The following is a 16,655-nucleotide window of genomic DNA, read 5'->3' on the forward strand; positions in this document are numbered from 1 at the left end:
ACTGAAAGTCAGAACATTATGAAATAAGGCCGTCATGTCGAGCTTGTCGAGACATCTCGCGTGCTGAAGTAATTAGTTTTCCGCGGCGAGATGTCTCGGCTGCGCTCGACATGACGGTATTTACCAAGTTGTTCTGGTTACTTCGCCTTCACCGGCGCGGCGTTGGTCACTTTCCGGAACACGGCCTCCACCGGCTCACCCAAGAGGCGCGAGGCCACGTCGCCGGCTTCGATGGCTTCTTTGAGTAGCGGCAGCACCTCGCGGTAGGCGGCCAGGGTGTGGGCCACATCCTCATCGGTGTGCGAGAAGCACATGTTGTGGAAACCGCCCCACATGATGCCCCGCTTGAACAGCTCCTGCTGCATAAAGGCCTTGATTTCCATGGGGCTGCCGGCCGAGGCATCGAAGGTCACGATGGTGCGGCAGTCGTAGCCGTAGCACTTGGTGTATTGCGTGAGGCCCAGTTCGGCGGCAATGTCGTTGTAGCCGTCCTTGAGCTTTTTGCCCTGCTCAGCGAGGCGGGCGGGCACGTTCTTTTCGCGCATTTCGGCGATGGTGGCCACGGCCGCGGCCAGGCTCAGCGCTTCGCCGCCGAATGTGGTGAAGAAGAACACATCCTGCTCAAACAGCTCCATCACATCGCGGCGGCCAGTCAGTAGTGCGATGGGCATGCCGTTGGCAAACGCCTTGGAATACACCGCCAAATCGGGCGTGATGCCGAAGTACTCCTGCGCGCCGCCCACGGCCACGCGGAAGCCGGTCCACATCTCGTCGAAAATCAGCAGCGTGCCGTTTTCCTTGCACAGGCGGGCCACTTCGTGCAGGAAATTGTCCTTGGGCGCGTCGAAGATGAAGGGCTCCAGAATCACGCAGGCCACGTCTTCATCGAGCAGCGCCTTCAGCGAATCGATGTTGTTGTACTCGAAAGCGGCTACTAAGTCTTTGCTTTCCTGCGGGATGCCTTTGTCGCGGCTGGTGGTGCCGATGTACCAGTCGTGCCAGCCGTGGTAGCCGCAGCACAGCACCTTGCTCCGCCCCGTGAAGGCCCGCGACACGCGCACCGCCGCCGAGCACACGTCGGCGCCGGTTTTGCTGATGCGGATGCTCTCAGCGTTGGGAATAACCTCGTGAATCAGCTCCGAGAGCTCAACCTCCAGCTCGTGCATCATAGAAAAGGTGATGCCGTCTTCGAGTTGGGCCCGAATGGCGTTGTCCACCCGCTCGTAGGCGTAGCCCAGCGAAATCGGGCCGATGCCCATCTGGAAGTCGATGTACTCATTGCCGTCCACGTCCCAGATGTGGGAGCCTTTGGCGCGCTTCACGTACTTGGGGCTCACGCCTTTGGTGTACTGACCGGGGCCTTTGGCCAGGGTCTGGGTCACCGGCGTCATGATGCGCTGGGCGCGGGCGTACAGCTCGTCCGACTTCGTGATGTCGGGGTAATTCTCGTTGGAAGAAACGGTGTTGGGCATGGCTATTTTGTCATCCTGAGCGCAGCGAAAGACCTTATCACGTCTGCGCTGCAATGGGTTACTGATTCTGACGAAAGCCGCCGTGATAAGATGCTTCCTTCGTCAGCATGACAGGCGATTAAATTATTCCGCAAACTCGTTTTCGAGCACGGCCGGGCCCTCGGCGATGGCCGCGCCCGACTCGCCCAGGTGCTCCGTGATGCGGCGGGCAATGTGGTGGCCGGTAAAGCCCTCGTACTCCAGCACGGCGCTCAGGCGGCCGGGGCGGTACCAGCGTTCCTCCAGCGCCAGCGGCAACACGCGGGCCGTGAGCTGGTTGCGCAGCAGCACTTCGGCCAGAATGGAATAGAGGCCGCCGGTGACGAAATGGTCCTCCACCGTCACGATGAGCGAGCCGCGGCGCACCACGTCCAGCAATGCGGCTTCGTCAATTGGCTTAAGGCTACGCAGGTTGATGAGGCCCACGGACTTGCCCTGGGCCTGCAGCAGCTCGCGGGCTACGAGCGTCTGTTCGAACAGCATGCCGTAGGTGAGAATGGTCACGTCGGTGCCCTCGGCCACGATTTCGGCCTTGCCGATTTCAAAAGGCGCGTGCTCGTACATGGCCGGGCGGGTGTTGACGCGCACGTAAGCCGGCGCGGGCGAGGCCCAGATGGCGGGCAGCATGGCCAGCATGTCCTGCTCGTCGGCGGGCGCAAAAACCGTCATGCCGGGGATGCCGCGCATCAGGCTCACGTCCTCAATGGCCTGGTGCGTAGGTCCGTTGCCATCGGAAAGGAAGCCGGGCACGAAGCCGCTGAGCTTCACGGGCAATTGGCCGATGCCCACGTCGGTGCGGATGAATTCGAAGGCCCGCAGTGTGAGAAAGGTGGCCAGCGCGTGCAGAATCGGCACGCGGCCGCGCAGGGCCAGGCCGGCCGCGGCGCCGATGAGCGTTTGCTCCGTAATGCCGGTATCGATGAAGCGCGGGCCGAGCACGGCGGGCAGGTTGCGGATGAGGGCGCGGTTTTCGGCCGTCATCACCACTATCCGGTCGTCGGCCAGAGCAGTTTGCTTGATGAGTTCTTCGTAGGTCATGGGAGTTGTATCATCAACATCATCTGTCATCCTGAGCCTTGCGAAGGACCTTATCACGTTAGAACACCGCGTTCAAGGATGAAAAGGTCCTTCGCTGCGCTCAGGATGACAAACAGTATTGAGTTATCGAACAGTTAAAGTTTCACTGGTCAAAGTGGTGGCTACCTGGCTGTGCAGCTCGCGCAGCAGCTCGTCCACTTCCTCGGCCGAGAAGTTGCAGAACCAGCGGTCGGCGCGCGCCTCGATGCTGGGCAGGCCGCGCCCGCGCACCGTGTCGCAGATGATGACCGACGGCTTGGTTTCCGAGAAAGGCAAAGCCGAAAAAGCCGCTTCCAACTGCGCAAAATCGTGCCCGTCAATCCGCCGCACTTCGCAGCCAAAGGCCTCAAACTTGGGCGCCATGGGTTCCAGCGGAATGAGGTCTTCGGTGGCCACATTGGCCTGGAAGTGGTTGCGGTCGACCACCAGCGTGAGGTTGTTGACCTTGTGGGCGCTGGCCACCAGCAGGCTTTCCCACACAGTGCCCTCGTTCAGCTCGCCGTCGCCGGTGATGACGATGACCTTGTTGTCCTGGCCGCGCAGCTTGCAATCCAGGGCCACGCCCAGGGCCACGCTGGGCAGGTGCCCGAGCGAGCCGGAGTGAAACTCCACGCCCGGCACGTGGCGGTTGGGGTGCCAGTAAATGTGGTCGTCGGTGCTTAGGTGCTGGTCGAGGCGGGCTTTGTCGATAAAGCCCAGCTCCACGAAAGTGCCGTAAAGCGCGGGCACGTCGTGGCCTTTGGAGAGGAACAGGTAGTCGCGGGTGGGGTCCGTGAGGTTGTCGGGGCGCACGTTCAGGCAGTCGGCGTAGAGGTACACCAGCAGGTCGGCGCAGCTCAGGGAGGCGCCGGTGAAGCAGCCGCCGTCGGTGCTCAGGCGCACGATGTGCTCGCGCACGCGCAGGGCCAGGGCTTCCAGTTCTTGGCGTTTTTGGTCGGTCATAAAGCAGTGGGAGAAGAGCTAAGCTGTTTGGTTTGCGACGAATCCACGGTTTTGAGCTCGTCGAGGTGGTTGCGGTACCAGTTCACGCCCGCCAGGTGGGCGTTGAGCTGGGCAATGTCGGGCCGGGCCTCGGTCAGCCGCAGCACGTCATCGAGCCCGAAGGCGGGGTTTTGGTTGTACAACGCGTCATAAACGGCCGCGATGAAGGCGTAGTCTTCCGGGTAGTCGATGGTCCAGCGGTGGCTCATCGAGTAGTCGTTGCCGGAATTCCACGCCACGTTGGCGAGCCGGAAACGGGCGGGGTTTTCCCAGAAAAAGGGCGTCGTGTGCTCGCGCTCCAACGGCCGCCGGGCTTCCCGCCAGGCTGTTTGTAGCGCCGAAAAGCGCATGATTTCCACGTCATTCCCATCGGGAAAAGTGGCGGGGTGCAGGTTGCTCACGAAGTCGAAGCTGTCCGGATTGTCCAAGTACACGCCCAGCACCTGGTCAATCACGGCCGGGTCGATGAGCGGGCAGTCCGACGGAATTTTCAGCACCACCTCGGCGCCGTATTCCCGCGCGGCCTGGTAGTGGCGGTCCAGCAAGTCCAGCGCGTCGCCCCGGAAGCAGGGGAGGCCGTGGGCGGCGCACATTTCGGCCAGGGCGTCATCGGCGGGGGCGGTGGTGGTGGCTACTACCACGGCGCCGGCCAGCCGGGCGCGCTGCACCCGCTCCACCATGCGCACCAGCAGTGGCTGGCCAGCCAGCGGCAGCCCCACCTTGCCGGGCAGGCGCGAGGAGCCCATGCGGGCTTGCACTACGGTCAGGACGCGGGAAGGGGCCATCTGGGTACTGGGATATCCGGTAGTCGGCATGCCGATGAAAATACTCTAAAATTTGTGCGGCAAACGAGCGGTTTTTCGATAATTGCCTGTCAGCTATTTCCTTAATTTTTTCCTGGAATAGTGCGAATAACTCCGCCGCTAATGAACGGCCAATGAACTATCAGCCGGCGAAGAATCGGCAAACTCCTCCGCCCGGTACCGCCGCAAAAACGCCGGCCCGCTGCCCTCAAAATGCGCGAAGCCGCGGCAAATGGCCGCAATGCGCCGGGCCGAGGTGCCGCCGTTCTGCCAGGGCAGCTTGCGCCGGAGGTCGTCCACGTCAAAGTAGGAATGCACGGGCTTGCCCAGCGCCAGCCCCACGTACACCACCGTCGAGTATTGGGTGATGAGCTCCACGCAGTTGGCAATCATGTGGTCGGTGTTGCCGTCGGTGAAGATGAGCGTGCCGGGCGGGGCGTGCTCCTTGATTTCGTCCACGGCGCGGGGCAGCTCCTCGTTGGGGTGCAACTTGAAGGCCAGCGGGCGGCCGTTGGCAATGCGGGCACATTCGCGGATGAACTTGGGGCGGTTTTCGGGGGTGAAGGTTTCGCGCAGGTCGGAGGTGGCCACCAGCACGTAGCCGCGGTGCGGGAAATCGTTGTGGCGCACCCGCTCGATGTTGTCGAAGTTGGGAATGCCCGTCACCACGAGCTTGTCGCGGTCGACGCCCACCCGGGCAAAATGCTCGCGGTAGCCCTCCGAGGCCACGCAGTAGACGTCGCAGCAGTTGTTCATGCCGTTCAGCGCCGTGCCGATGGCCAGGATGGGGTAGCGGGTGAAGCGCTTCACCTGCCGCGCCCAGAAGTTGAGCGGGTCGGTCATGCCTTCCTGCACAAACACGGTTTTGGTGGTGCGCACCAGCGGCCAGGGTACCACCACGTCGGAGCAGCACACGATGAGGTCGTAGGTGTTGCCGTACACGCGGGCCTCGAAGTCGTTCTTGAGGCCGTGCTCGGCCAGGTATTTGTCGGCTTTTTCTTTGATTTTGCCGGTGACGATGGTTTTGTTCAGGCCCCCGGTCCAGAGCAGAAACTTGTAGAAGGGGCGTTGCCAGCCGTCGTAGTAGAGCTGGCTGAAGTAGGGCTCAAACTCGTCTTCCAGCAGCTGCGCAATCTGATGCATCTGCGTGGTTTGGTTGGGCGAGCCGATGAGAAACAGGACCTTTTTTCGGGACATGCAGAACGGGGAATGAACAGCTAACGCGGGGACCTGGCCGCCGAATTCAGCCCACAACCGCGGGCCCCGGCCACAAGTTTTCACGGCTCTGGCCCCGGCGGGCAAGACGAACAGGGCGAGGGCAAGGTACAGCACAGGCAGCGAAGTAACGAAGCCCAAAATGCCGCCGACTCGCCGCTTTGTTATGGAATTACTAAGATTTTCACCACCTTAGCCGGCTGTATCGGCACGGCAGAAACCGCGACACCTGAACCCGATTTCGACGTTGCCCTGCCTGTGGGCATAACCAGCAGTGCAGCAGCGTGCTTACGTAAAAGCCGAAAGCAAAATCCGTATAAAACAACTTGCCCGCCGCGCATAGGTCCCGTAACATTATTGCCGCGACCAGCCTCGCGCTCGTCGCGGCCCAGCCACCTAACCCGGGTTATTTACCCTTTTACACCATGCTGCTAAACTCTCTGCCCGACATCGACGGAAGCCGCTGCACCCTCTCCCTGGAACCCGAAGGCTGGCTGCGCGCCACCTGGCGTGGCTTCGTCGACATGAGCGAGGCCCTGCGCGGGGCCGACAACTACCTCAAGACCCTGGCCGAGCTGCGCTGCCCCTACCTGCTCAACGACAACGTGGAGCTGCGCGGCCCCTGGTTCGATTCCATCGAGTGGCTGGAGCGCGTGTGGGTGCCGCAGTCCGTGGGCATGGGCCTGCGCTACGTGGCCCACGTGGTGCAGGCCGACTCGCTGTCCGACACCATTACCACGCATTTCAACGGCTCGCAGGTGGGCGGGCTGGAGCTCCAGATTTTCCAGCGGGTGCCCGAGGCCGAGGCCTGGCTGCTGCACTGCCAAATGGTGGCCGCCGGGGTGGAATAAGGCCCGCCGCGCCCTACTTTTGGGGTCGCCATGAACGACCCGGAAATCCGCGCCCTGCTCTACCCGCTGCTCGCGGGCGGCGTGCACATCAACGAGCTGCCCACCGGCACCACCCGGGCCGACGTGGTGCACATCACCGAGCACTTCATGCACGGCTACGAGGTGAAAGGCGATGGCGACACTCTGCAGCGCGTGGCTAACCAACTGCGCTGCTACGGCGAGGTTTATGATTTCGTCACCTTCGTCGTCACCGAAAAGCACCTGGCCAAGCTGCTGCCCTTGCTGCCCGAGTGGGTGGGCGTGCTGGTGGCCACGGCCGGAGGGCTGCGCGCCCACCGCGCCGCCAGCTACAACGCCACCGTGGCCCTGGCACCGCTGGCCCGGCTGATTTTGCTCGAAGAAGTGAAGCAGTTTCTGTTGGCGCGGGGCCTGGGTGGCGCCAGCACCCTGCGCGGGGCCGAAATCGGCCGGTTTCTGCGCACCACCAACACGGTGCCGCTCTCCGCGCTGGCCCAATATGTGCGCGAGCGCCTCATGGCCCGCCTGCCCGAGCGCCTGCTGTGGCGGGCCGAGCGCAAAGCCGAGCGGGAGCGCCGGCCGCCGCGCCGCAAGCCCAAGCAGAAGAAGCCCGTGGCGCGCAAAAAAGCCGCGAAGGTGTAGAGGCGCAATATGTTGCGTCTCGTCGGCCGCGCAATTACCCTGATAGTTTAGCCGGCATCGTTCAACGACGAGACGCAATATATTGCGTCTCTACAGCACCATGGTCATGATGGAGTGCGCGGCCGAAGTCGTCTTGGCCGCTTGCCCGTTTATCCAGAGCTGAAAATCCAGCGGTTTGTCGGTTTGGTTCATCACCACCACGGCCACCGAGCCGTCGGGGTTGCGGAAGGCGGTGGTTTGCAGGGCGTCGCGGTTTGAGGCGGTGGCCACGCGCTTGGCACCGGGCCGGATGAACTTGGAGAAGTGGCCGATGTAGTAGTAAGCGCTGGTGTAGATGAGCTTGCCGGCCTTGGTATCGCCGATGATGGGGGCGTAGCAGAAGTTGCCCACGTGGTTGGGGCCGCCGGTTTCGTCGAGCAGCACGTTCCAGTCGGTCCAGCCCACGGTGCCGGCGTTGAAGTCGCCAATCATCGACATGCCGTATTTCTCGCCCAGGTCCCAGCGGTCCACTTTGGCCAGGTCGAAGTTTTCGAGGCAGCCTTCGGTGAAAAGCAGGTTTTTGTCGGGGTAGGTTTCGTGCACGCGGCGCACGTTGTCGAACAGCATACCCGAGCCGGTCCACGTCTCGTACCAGTGGTAGCCGATGCCCCACACGTACTTGGCGGCCGCGGGGTCGTCGAGCACGGCGCTGGCGCGCTGGTACACCAGGTCGCGGTTGTGGTCCCAGGCAATGAGCTTTTTGCCGCCCAGCCCGCCCTTGGCCAGCGTAGGCCCCAGGTAGCCTTTGATGAAGTCCCGCTCTTCCTCGCCCGTGAAAATGCACGACTCCCACTTCTGGGTGGCCATGGGCTCGTTCTGCACGCTCAAGCCCCAAATCGGAATGCCCAGTTGCTCGTAGGTTTTGATGAACTTGACGTAATAGTCGGCCCAGGCCTGGCGGTACTGGGGCAGCAGCTTGCCGCCGTGCAGCATGTCGCCGGTGGTTTTCATCCAGCCCGGCGGGCTCCAGGGGCTCACGTACATAGTGAGCTTGCCGCCCGCCGCCGTCAGCACCTGCTTGATGAACGGGATGCGAAACTGCTCGTCGTGCTTCACGCTGAACGTTTTCAGCGCCTCGTCCTTGTCGGCCACGTAGGTGTAGCTGCCGCTCGAAAAGTCGGAGCTGTGAATGCTGGTGCGCCCCAGCGTGTAGCCGATGCCGTCCTTCGGGCTGTAATAGGCCTTCAGCAACTCCTGCTGCTGCGGCTTGGGCAGCTTGGCAAAGGTTTCGGCCGCCGCGTCGGTGAGCGCCCCGCCGATGCCCAGCATGGTCTGGAAGGTATGATTGGGGTCGACGAACACGCTCACCTGGGTTTCCAGGGGCTGCGCGGCGGGCGAAAAAGCCAGCTCGGCGCCGGCGGCCAGCCGCTGCGAGGTGCCCGAAACCGTGGCGTACACGCGGGCTTTTTTGCCGGCCGCCGAATAGGAAGCACTGGTTTTGGGGGAGGTTTGGGCGCTGGCGCTGCCGCCACAAAGGCCGGCCAGCAACGCGAGGGAAAGAAGGGGTTGATTCATCGAGGTCAGAATGTATGCCAGGCGCCGACCGGCGGCTATTGCTTGCTGATTTTGAATTCGGAATTGTAGCCCGGGCCGGCGATGCGGACGACGTAAAGGCCACTTTTCAGGCTCGACAGGTCGAGGGTGTTCTGCGAAACCGGTGTCGGGTGGGTTTCCGTCAGCACCACGCGGCCGGCCGTGTCGAGCACCGTGATGCGGTGCGACGGCACGCTGGCCGGCACCTCATACGCCAGGGTGTTGGCCACGGGGTTGGGGTAAAACGCGCTGCTGGTTTTCTTCGACCCTTTGCCGGCCAGCGGCGCACTCCCGGAAATGCCAAAAGTGAATTTCTCGGTAGCCGAAATGCTGGTGCGCGTGCACGTCATGGGCCCAGTGCCGTTTTCCGACGACAGGTAGGCGCCGTTGTTGCCCCGCAGCGACACGGTGCCGTCCGCATTCAGCACCCAGTCAAAGGCTTCGGCCGCCGACACCGTGGCGTGGTTGACGGTGACGGGCCGCGTGCCGTTTTCCGACGAGACGTAGCCCGTGGTGCTGCGCAGGGCCACTTTGCCGCTGCCGGCGGCCTCCATCGTGAACTGCTCCCAGACCCCGCGCGAGCTGCGCGCGCAGGTCATCGGCTGGAAGCCGCCTTCGCTCGAAACAAACTTGTTGTTGTTGCCCTGCAGCCAGACGATGCGGCCGACCGGGGCCGGCAGCAGGCCGTGGTAATTGCCGCCGTCGGGGTAGTTCACGATGCCGTTCTGATTCGGAGCCAGGGCGTTGAGGGCGGTGTTGGGCACGGCGTTGCCAAACAGAATGTTGTTGAGCACCTGCGGCAGGCCGGCCACGCCGTCCACGATGTAGGGCGGCGGGATGTGGAACAGGGCCGCGTTGTTGCTGCCTTCAAAGCGTTTATACGTCCAGTGGCACCAGCCGATGCCCACCGAGTTGAGGCTCACGGCCGCGTCGTGCATCCAGGTGTCGGTGTTTTCACCGGTTTCGCCCACCCAGATGGGCACGTTCTGCGCGGTCCGGAAGCGCGTCAGGTTGCCGATGGTGCGCAGGTTGTTGGGGCTGCCCAGGTCCACGGAGGCCACGTTATTGTCCAGCAAATAAGTGGCGCCGCTGTAGCGGTGCGAGTTGTACACCAGGTTAGCCGTGTTGGTGAAGGTGCTCTTCTCCATCAGGTTAAAATCGTTGCCGAAGCCGTTGCCTTCCAGCAGCAGCAGGTGGTTGTCGCCCTCGGCCCGCACCGTCGTTATCAGGCGCTGCAGCAGGTTGTGAATCTGCTGGTTGCCCGGCACGTTGTTGGGCTCGTTGATGAGGTCGTACATCGCCACGCGGGCGTCGTTCTTGTAGCGCGCCGCGATGCTGCCCCACAGCCGGGCGGTGATGTCCTGGTAAATGGCCTGGTTCCACAGGTCCAGCGGCTGCAGCGCGTCGGCAATGTTGGTATCGGTGCCCTGCGAGCCGGGCGCGGCGTGCAGGTCCAGCACCACGTACATGTTGTTGGCCGCGCACCAGGCCAATACGTTATCAATCAGGCGCAGGGCTTCCATGTTGGCCGGGTCCGTGAACAGCTGGTTGCTGTTGTACCAGCCCGTGAGCGCGCTCACGTAGGCCGCGTAGGTGGTGGTGCCGCGCAGCACGCTGTTGCGCACGGCGCGCTGGCTGGGCGTCAGAAACAGGTCGTAGTGCAGCGGCAGGCGCACGCAGTTGAAGCCCTTGGAAGCCAGGAAATCAATGTCGGGCCGGGTGATGAAGTTGTTGCGGTAGCTCTGGTAAAACGCCTCCACGTCGGCATCGCTCATGCCCAGGTCGTAGAGGGTTTTCTTCACCGTACCCTGGGTCTGGCGGCCGTTGATACCCTGCCAGCCGGGCTTGACGATGTAGCCTTCCTGCAAGGCCCAGCCGCCCAGGTTCACGCCGTTGAGCAACACTTCCTGGTTATCGGCGTTCACAATCTTGGGCCCCGCCGCGTGCAGAAAGCTCTGCGCGCGGGCCGGAGCCAAAAGGCCCGGTAAGGCCAGTGCCAGCGCTAGCACGCCCATCAGGCGCCAGCCGGCAAAATGGAATGAGAAATAGTTGCGCAACGGGCGGGAATTTGGGGTGGAAAAGGAGGACTGCGGTGAACAAATGTAGAATCCCCGGTTCTCAAAAAATCAAACAAAAAGGCCCATTTGCAGTCCTGAGCGGCTTTGCCGGTTTGGCGTTTACACTTACAGCACACGCGGAAGCGCCGCTAATGCGTGCCACCTTGCCCGTTAGCGCGCATTGCTGGCTTCTCCCAAAACCGTTAAAAAACACGCGAAAAACCCGATGCGCTGCCGCAAAAAATGACGCAACCCGTGCCCTACCACACGTAGGTGCCCACCGCTCCAGCCGGCAGGGTGCTGCGCAGTTGCCGGCCCTGGTGGCGCACGGCGAAGGCCTGCGGGGCCGCCCCGGCATTGAGCACGATGAGCACGTGCTGCCCGGCGGGCGTCCGAAAAGCCACGTTGGGCAGCCCGGCCACCTCACCCGACGCCACCCGCACGCTGCCCGGCCGCACAAACTTGCTGGCGTGGGCGATGATGTAGTACGCCGGGTTGCGCGTCACCGCGTCGCCGGCCAGCGTGAGGGCGCCGAGGCACTGCGTGCAGCCGCCCGGCGTGTGGGGGTTCTGCTGCGGGTCGGCGGCCAGGTTCCACTCCAGCACGGTGCGGGCCCAGTTGCGCGTGGCCCCGACGATGAGCGTTTTGGTGTGCCAGGCCAGGTCTTCGGGGAACTTGCCCGGCGCGCCAATCCACTGCTCGGTGAAGTACACGTTTTTGTCGGGGTGGGCGTCGTGCACCTGGCTCAGCGCCTCGATGGGCCCGGCGTACAGGTGGAAGGCTGAGCCGTCGACGTAGCGCGCCGCCTCCGGGTCGTTGAGAATGGCGAGTGGGTAGTCGGGCCGGTCGGCATTGTGGTCATACACAATGATTTTCGTGTCGAGCCGGGCCGCCCGAAACGCCGGCCCCAGGCTGCGCTTGATGAACTCGGCCTGTTCGGCGGCCGGCATCAGCAGGCTGGGGTTATTGCCGGGATGCAGGGGCTCATTTTGCACGGTAATGGCGTCCAGCCGAATGCCCGCCGCCTTCATTTCCTGAAGGTAGCGCACGAAATACTGCGCATAGGCTCCGTAAAACTCCGGCTTCAGGCTGCCGCCTTTGGTGCTCTCGTTGGTTTTCATCCACGCCGGCGGCGACCACGGCGAGGCCAGCAGCTTCAGCTTTGGGTTGAGGGCCAGGATTTCCTTCAGCACCGGAATCAGGTGCTCGCGGTCGGGCGCCAGGCTGAAATGGGTCAGCGCCGGGTCGGTTTGCCCAGCGGGTAGGTCGTCGTAGGAAAACACGCGCGCATCCAGGTCCGACGCTCCGATGCTGACGCGCAGGTAGCTCACACCAATGTTGGCGCCGTCGGTCGCAAACAGCTCCCGCAGCAGCTTGTGGCGCTCCGCGGCGCCCATGCGGTGCAACAACTCGGCGCTGCCGCCCGTGAGGCAGTACCCAAAGCCGTCGATGGTTTGATAAGTCTGTGCGTCGGTTACCGCAATGACGGGCAGCGGCGCAGCGCTGGCATCTGTGCCAAAAGGCAACCGCAGCCGCTGCTCCGCAAACAGCGCGGTTCGGTCCGGCGTAGTCAGCCACAGCGTGGCACTCGGGGCCTGGGCGGTGGGGGCGGGGCGGGCGTTTTTCTGGGCGTGGGCCGCCAGTGGGAGCAGGGCCGCGGCCAGCAGCCAGCGGTGAAACAGAAGGGGCATAGCGCGCAGGTTCAATTCTGGCCGGGCATTCGGGCCGCGCCGAAAGTAGCAGGCGCGACTCGAATGCCCGGCCATAGCTCCGCCCGGGCACGCTGAAAGCCGACGCTGCTCCAAGCCCCAAAAGCCCCGGTCGTTTCCGACCGGGGCTCGTGCTGTGAAGAGAGGACTCGAACCTCTAATTGTACTAGCGAGATAGGCTAGCGCGTCTGCCAATTCCGCCACCCCACATTGTTATCTGATGCAAATCTACATAATGCCTCAGTTGTTAAACAAATAATTATTTGTATTATTTTTTTGTTAACATTTGCTTAATATGGGCAGTTAGGGCAAAAAGCAGCCTTTATCAAAAAGGTAAAACCCTTCATTCGTGCTGGAAATGCACTTTATGTCCCTTTTCTCCCCGGTTCTGTCTTTGCTGGAATAAAGAGTAAAAATAGGCATTGCGAAAGCGACTCGCAAAAACGGACTTTTTTGAATAAGGATATTTTTTTAACAAAACCCGATTTGAGCTTCGTTTCAAGCACGGTTCGGGACTGGAAGGCCGGTAGAACTAGGGGGCAACGGGCTTGGGCGGGGCTGGTATCTTCGCGGGCCCAAGAAGAAGCCCGCGAATGAACCCCGACACCCCGCGCAAAATCATCCACCTGGACATGGATGCCTTTTATGCTTCGGTGGAGCAGCGCGACCACCCCGAGCTGCGCGGCAAGCCCGTGGCCGTGGGCGGGGCGCGGGAGCGGGGCGTGGTGGCGGCGGCCAGCTACGAGGCGCGGCAGTTCGGGGTGCGGTCGGCTATGCCGTCGGTCACGGCGCTGCGCAAGTGTCCGGCGCTGCTGTTTGTGCCGCCGCGCTTTGCCGTGTACAAGGAAGTGTCGCGGCAGATTCGGGCCATTTTTGCCGAATACACGCCCCTGATTGAGCCGGTGTCGCTGGACGAGGCCTACCTCGACGTGACGCACAACCTCAAGCAACTGGCTTCGGCCACTCAGATTGCGCGCGAAATCCGGGCCAAAATCCTGGCCGAAACCCAGCTCACGGCCTCGGCGGGCATTTCCTATAATAAGTTTCTGGCCAAGCTGGCTTCGGACTACCGCAAGCCCAACGGGCAGTTTGTGGTGCGGCCCGAGCAAGGCCCGGCCTTTGTGGAGGGGCTGGCGGTAGGCCAGTTTCACGGCGTGGGGCCCGTCACGGCGGCCAAGATGAACCAGCTGGGCATTTTCACGGGGGCCGATTTGCGGGCGCAGACCGTTGAGTTTTTGCAACAGCAGTTTGGCAAGGCGGGGCGCTACTACCACGCCATTGCCCGCGCCGAGGACCACCGGCCCGTGGTGGCCGACCGCCTGCGCAAGTCGGTGGGCTCGGAAAACACCTTCGCGCACGACCTCAACGCCTTCGCCGACCTGCTCGACGGCCTGCGCCCGTCCATCGAAGAAGTGTGGGAATATTGCCAGCGCTCGGGCATCCTGGGGCGCACGGTGACGGTGAAAGTGAAGTTTGCCGACTTCCAGCAAATCACGCGCAGCCGCAGTAGCGTGGGGCCCATCCCCAACCAGGGCGTGCTGGAGCGCATTTGCCGGGAGCTGGTGGAGGGGCTTTTCCCGCTGCCCAAGGGCGTGCGGCTGCTGGGCGTCACGCTCTCCAACCTCAACACCGGCCAGCCCGCCGCCGGGCGACAGCTGACACTGAGCTTCTGAATAGGTGGTATAGGTAGGATGTAGTCAAAACGTCATGCAGAGCGTAGCGAAGCATCTTGCCCGTCACCACTAATTTCTTTCAACAATTAGGTCACTACTCCACGCGAGATGCTTCGCTACGCTCTGCATGACGTTCTTTTTATCCGGCCGCCGCTCCAAAATTGACTCAAAAACCCAAAAAAATTGTAGTGAAAAATATAGCCGCGCTTTCTGCGCCCGGCCGTATGCATTTCCGCAACCCAACCGGTTACCTTGCCGCCTTTAGCAAAAGGCCAGGGTAAATTCTGGCAAGGTTCTGGCCATATTGCCCGCGCTGGGCGGCTTTTTCGCCGCTCAGGCAACCGTTCTTGACTTCTCATTATCTTCCTCGCATGAATTTTTCCCGCTTTAAGCTTGGAGTGTATTCCACTTCGGTGCTGGCCCTGCTGGGGCTGGCTTCTTTCTCGGTGTACCAGGGCACGCCCCCGCGCGACCAGGTGGTGCTCGGCGTGATGCTGCAGGGCCTGTCGCAGCTCCATTTCCAGCCCGAAAAGATTGACGACCAGTTCTCGCAGCGCGTGTTCGACCTCTACCTCAAGCGCGTGGACGTGAACAAGCAGTTTCTGCTGGCCCCGGAAGTGGCCGGCCTGCGCCAGTACCAAACCCAGATTGACGACGAGCTGCGCGGCGGCACCCACGAGTTTCTGGACGCCACCAGCCAGCTCATGAGCAAGCGCACCCTCGAAATCCAGGGCCTGTACCGCCAGATTCTGGCCAAGCCGTTCGATTTCGCGGTGCAGGAAACCTGGGAAACCGACCCCGCCAAGGCCACCTACGCCGCCACCGCCGCCGAGCAGCGCGAGCAGTGGCGCAAGCAGCTCAAGTACCAGACCCTGGCCCAGCTCTCGGAGCTGATGGACGACGAGGCCAAAAAGAAAGACAAACCGCTGGCCGCCGCCAAAGCCGGCGCGGCGGCCTCCACCACCTCGGACCGGCCCCGCACCGCCGCCGAGCTCGAAGCCGAGGCCCGCAAGCGCGTGCTGAAGTACTACGACGAGTACTTCGACGACCAGTTGAAATCTGACGCCAACGACCGGCTGGCCCAGTTTGCCAACGTCATTGCCAACACCTACGACCCGCACACCGACTATTTCGCGCCCATCGTGCGCGAAAACTTCGACATCTCGATGTCGGGCCGCCTGGAGGGCACGGGCGCCCAGCTGCAGGAGGACGAAGGCCACCTGAAAGTGACGGACATCGTGCCCGGTTCGGCTTCGGCCCGGCAGGGCGAGCTGAAGGTGGGCGACGTCATCCTGCGCGTGGCCCAGGGCGCCGCCGAGCCGGTGAGCGTGGAAGGCATGAAGTTCGAGAAAGCCGTGAAGCTCATTCGCGGGCCCAAGGGCACGGAGGTGCGCCTCACGGTGCGCAAGCCCGACGGCGCCACGGTGGTCATTCCCATCATCCGCGACGTGGTGGTGATTGCCGATTCCTACGCCCAGTCGGCCGTCATCAAGCAAAATGGCAAGAGCTACGGCTACATCCACCTGCCCACCTTCTACGCCGACTTCAACGACAAGGGCGGCCGCAGCAGCGCCGCCGACGTGAAGGCCGAGCTGGCCAAGCTGACCAAGGAAAACGTGGCCGGCGTGGTGCTGGACCTGCGCTACAACGGCGGCGGCTCCTTGCGCGACGCCGTGGACATGGGCGGCCTGTTTGTGCCCAGCGGCCCCATGGTGCAGGTGAAAACCAGCCGCGGCAAGCCCCAGCCCGTGGCCGATACCGACCCGCAGGTGCAGTACGCCGGCCCGCTGGTGGTGCTGGTGAACAAGTACAGCGCTTCGGCCTCGGAGATTCTGGCGGCGGCCATGCAGGACTACAAGCGCGCCGTGGTGCTGGGCAACACCACCTACGGCAAGGGCACGGTGCAGCAGGTGTTTGACCTGGACAACGCCGTGTCGCCGGAAGTGGCGGCCCTCAAGCCGCTGGGTTCGGTGAAGCTCACCATCCAGAAGTTTTACCGCGTGAACGGGGGGTCGACCCAGTTCAAGGGTGTGACACCCGACATCACCGTGCCGGACGCGCTGACTTCGTACGCCAAGGGCGAGCAGGAGGCCGAGTTCCCCTTGCAGTGGGACGAGATTGCGCCGGCCGCCTACCAGCCCACCAACACGGTGCCCGACCTCGCCAAGCTGAAAGCCGCCAGCGCCGCCCGCGTGGCCGCCAGCCCGGGCTTCCGCCTCATCACCGACGCGGCCCAGCGGGCCACCGAGCGCCGCAAGCAAACCAACCTCTCGCTGAACCTGGCCGCTTACCGCACGGCTCAGCAGCAGGCCCGCGACGCCGGCAAGCTCCAGACCACGGCCCAAAACGCCCTGCCAGCCCTCGACATCGCCCTGCCGACGCCGGACGCCGCGCTGGCCAAAGCCGACTCCGTGGTGGCCAAGCGCACCGCGCGCTTCCTCAAGCCGCTGCGCAAAGACGCCGCCCTGGCCGAAGCCGTGGCCGTGATTGGCGACGAGCTGAAGTAAAGCTGGAAGCGCTGAAAACTGAAAACGCCCCCGTTGCTT

Annotated in this window: 12 protein-coding genes and 1 tRNA gene; 4 read left to right on the forward strand and 9 right to left on the reverse strand. The window is 63.0% G+C overall.

Going from position 1 to position 16,655, the window contains the following annotated elements; all coding sequences use genetic code 11:
- Positions 1–137: 137 nt before the first annotated feature.
- The 5 genes from I2H31_RS18150 to I2H31_RS18170 form a co-directional block, all read right to left on the reverse strand.
- On the reverse strand, positions 138–1,472 hold the full coding sequence (locus I2H31_RS18150; protein ID WP_196294476.1) for an aminotransferase class III-fold pyridoxal phosphate-dependent enzyme: 1,335 nt from the start codon (positions 1,470–1,472) through the stop codon (positions 138–140).
- Between the two features lie 123 nt (positions 1,473–1,595).
- On the reverse strand, positions 1,596–2,549 hold the full coding sequence (locus I2H31_RS18155) for a transketolase family protein (protein WP_196294477.1): 954 nt from the start codon (positions 2,547–2,549) through the stop codon (positions 1,596–1,598).
- 123 nt (positions 2,550–2,672) lie between these two features.
- Positions 2,673–3,530, reverse strand: a complete 858-nt coding sequence (locus I2H31_RS18160; protein WP_196294478.1) for a transketolase — start codon at positions 3,528–3,530, stop codon at positions 2,673–2,675.
- Positions 3,527–4,354: a cytidylyltransferase domain-containing protein gene (locus tag I2H31_RS18165; RefSeq protein WP_196294479.1), complete on the reverse strand. Its 828-nt coding sequence runs from the start codon at positions 4,352–4,354 to the stop codon at positions 3,527–3,529. The genes I2H31_RS18160 and I2H31_RS18165 overlap by 4 nt, the downstream gene beginning before the upstream one ends.
- 138 nt (positions 4,355–4,492) lie before the next feature.
- Positions 4,493–5,569, reverse strand: coding sequence for a glycosyltransferase family protein (locus tag I2H31_RS18170; protein WP_196294480.1), 1,077 nt, complete (start codon positions 5,567–5,569; stop codon positions 4,493–4,495).
- A gap of 443 nt (positions 5,570–6,012) precedes the next feature.
- Between I2H31_RS18170 and I2H31_RS18175 the strand changes: the two genes are divergently transcribed.
- Both I2H31_RS18175 and I2H31_RS18180 read left to right on the forward strand, forming a co-directional pair.
- The gene (locus tag I2H31_RS18175) at positions 6,013–6,438 is read left to right on the forward strand and encodes a hypothetical protein (RefSeq protein ID WP_196294481.1); all 426 of its coding nucleotides are present in this window, start codon (positions 6,013–6,015) and stop codon (positions 6,436–6,438) included.
- Between the two features lie 30 nt (positions 6,439–6,468).
- Complete coding sequence (locus tag I2H31_RS18180; protein WP_196294482.1) at positions 6,469–7,098, forward strand: sce7726 family protein; 630 nt, start codon at positions 6,469–6,471, stop codon at positions 7,096–7,098.
- A gap of 90 nt (positions 7,099–7,188) precedes the next feature.
- Here the strand turns inward: I2H31_RS18180 and I2H31_RS18185 are convergent, their stop codons facing one another.
- The 4 genes from I2H31_RS18185 to I2H31_RS18200 form a co-directional block, all read right to left on the reverse strand.
- Positions 7,189–8,652 (reverse strand): glycoside hydrolase family 30 protein, encoded by a 1,464-nt coding sequence (locus tag I2H31_RS18185; RefSeq protein WP_196294483.1) that lies wholly within the window; start codon positions 8,650–8,652, stop codon positions 7,189–7,191.
- 35 nt (positions 8,653–8,687) lie between these two features.
- The gene (locus I2H31_RS18190) at positions 8,688–10,727 is read right to left on the reverse strand and encodes a cellulase family glycosylhydrolase (RefSeq protein WP_196294484.1); all 2,040 of its coding nucleotides are present in this window, start codon (positions 10,725–10,727) and stop codon (positions 8,688–8,690) included.
- 260 nt (positions 10,728–10,987) lie between these two features.
- Positions 10,988–12,418: a glycoside hydrolase family 30 protein gene (locus tag I2H31_RS18195; RefSeq protein ID WP_196294485.1), complete on the reverse strand. Its 1,431-nt coding sequence runs from the start codon at positions 12,416–12,418 to the stop codon at positions 10,988–10,990.
- A gap of 152 nt (positions 12,419–12,570) precedes the next feature.
- Positions 12,571–12,646, reverse strand: a tRNA-Asp gene (locus tag I2H31_RS18200).
- Positions 12,647–13,029: 383 nt separating this feature from the next.
- Between I2H31_RS18200 and dinB the strand changes: the two genes are divergently transcribed.
- Positions 13,030–14,109, forward strand: a complete 1,080-nt coding sequence (gene dinB, locus I2H31_RS18205; protein ID WP_196294486.1) for a DNA polymerase IV — start codon at positions 13,030–13,032, stop codon at positions 14,107–14,109.
- Positions 14,110–14,480: 371 nt separating this feature from the next.
- Positions 14,481–16,616, forward strand: a complete 2,136-nt coding sequence (locus tag I2H31_RS18210; protein WP_196294487.1) for a carboxy terminal-processing peptidase — start codon at positions 14,481–14,483, stop codon at positions 16,614–16,616.
- Positions 16,617–16,655: the final 39 nt, after the last annotated feature.

This window comes from Hymenobacter ruricola, from assembly GCF_015694525.1.
In the GTDB taxonomy this organism is placed as follows: domain Bacteria; phylum Bacteroidota; class Bacteroidia; order Cytophagales; family Hymenobacteraceae; genus Hymenobacter; species Hymenobacter ruricola.

Coding starts and splice junctions, on each gene's coding strand:
- I2H31_RS18160 (WP_196294478.1), bottom strand. CDS start 3,530: ATGACCGACCAAAAACGCCAAGAACTGGAAGCCCTGGCCCTGCGCGTG.
- dinB (WP_196294486.1), top strand. CDS start 13,030: ATGAACCCCGACACCCCGCGCAAAATCATCCACCTGGACATGGATGCC.
- I2H31_RS18175 (WP_196294481.1), top strand. CDS start 6,013: ATGCTGCTAAACTCTCTGCCCGACATCGACGGAAGCCGCTGCACCCTC.
- I2H31_RS18155 (WP_196294477.1), bottom strand. CDS start 2,549: ATGACCTACGAAGAACTCATCAAGCAAACTGCTCTGGCCGACGACCGG.
- I2H31_RS18180 (WP_196294482.1), top strand. CDS start 6,469: ATGAACGACCCGGAAATCCGCGCCCTGCTCTACCCGCTGCTCGCGGGC.
- I2H31_RS18150 (WP_196294476.1), bottom strand. CDS start 1,472: ATGCCCAACACCGTTTCTTCCAACGAGAATTACCCCGACATCACGAAG.
- I2H31_RS18185 (WP_196294483.1), bottom strand. CDS start 8,652: ATGAATCAACCCCTTCTTTCCCTCGCGTTGCTGGCCGGCCTTTGTGGC.
- I2H31_RS18165 (WP_196294479.1), bottom strand. CDS start 4,354: ATGGCCCCTTCCCGCGTCCTGACCGTAGTGCAAGCCCGCATGGGCTCC.
- I2H31_RS18195 (WP_196294485.1), bottom strand. CDS start 12,418: ATGCCCCTTCTGTTTCACCGCTGGCTGCTGGCCGCGGCCCTGCTCCCA.
- I2H31_RS18170 (WP_196294480.1), bottom strand. CDS start 5,569: ATGTCCCGAAAAAAGGTCCTGTTTCTCATCGGCTCGCCCAACCAAACC.
- I2H31_RS18210 (WP_196294487.1), top strand. CDS start 14,481: ATGAATTTTTCCCGCTTTAAGCTTGGAGTGTATTCCACTTCGGTGCTG.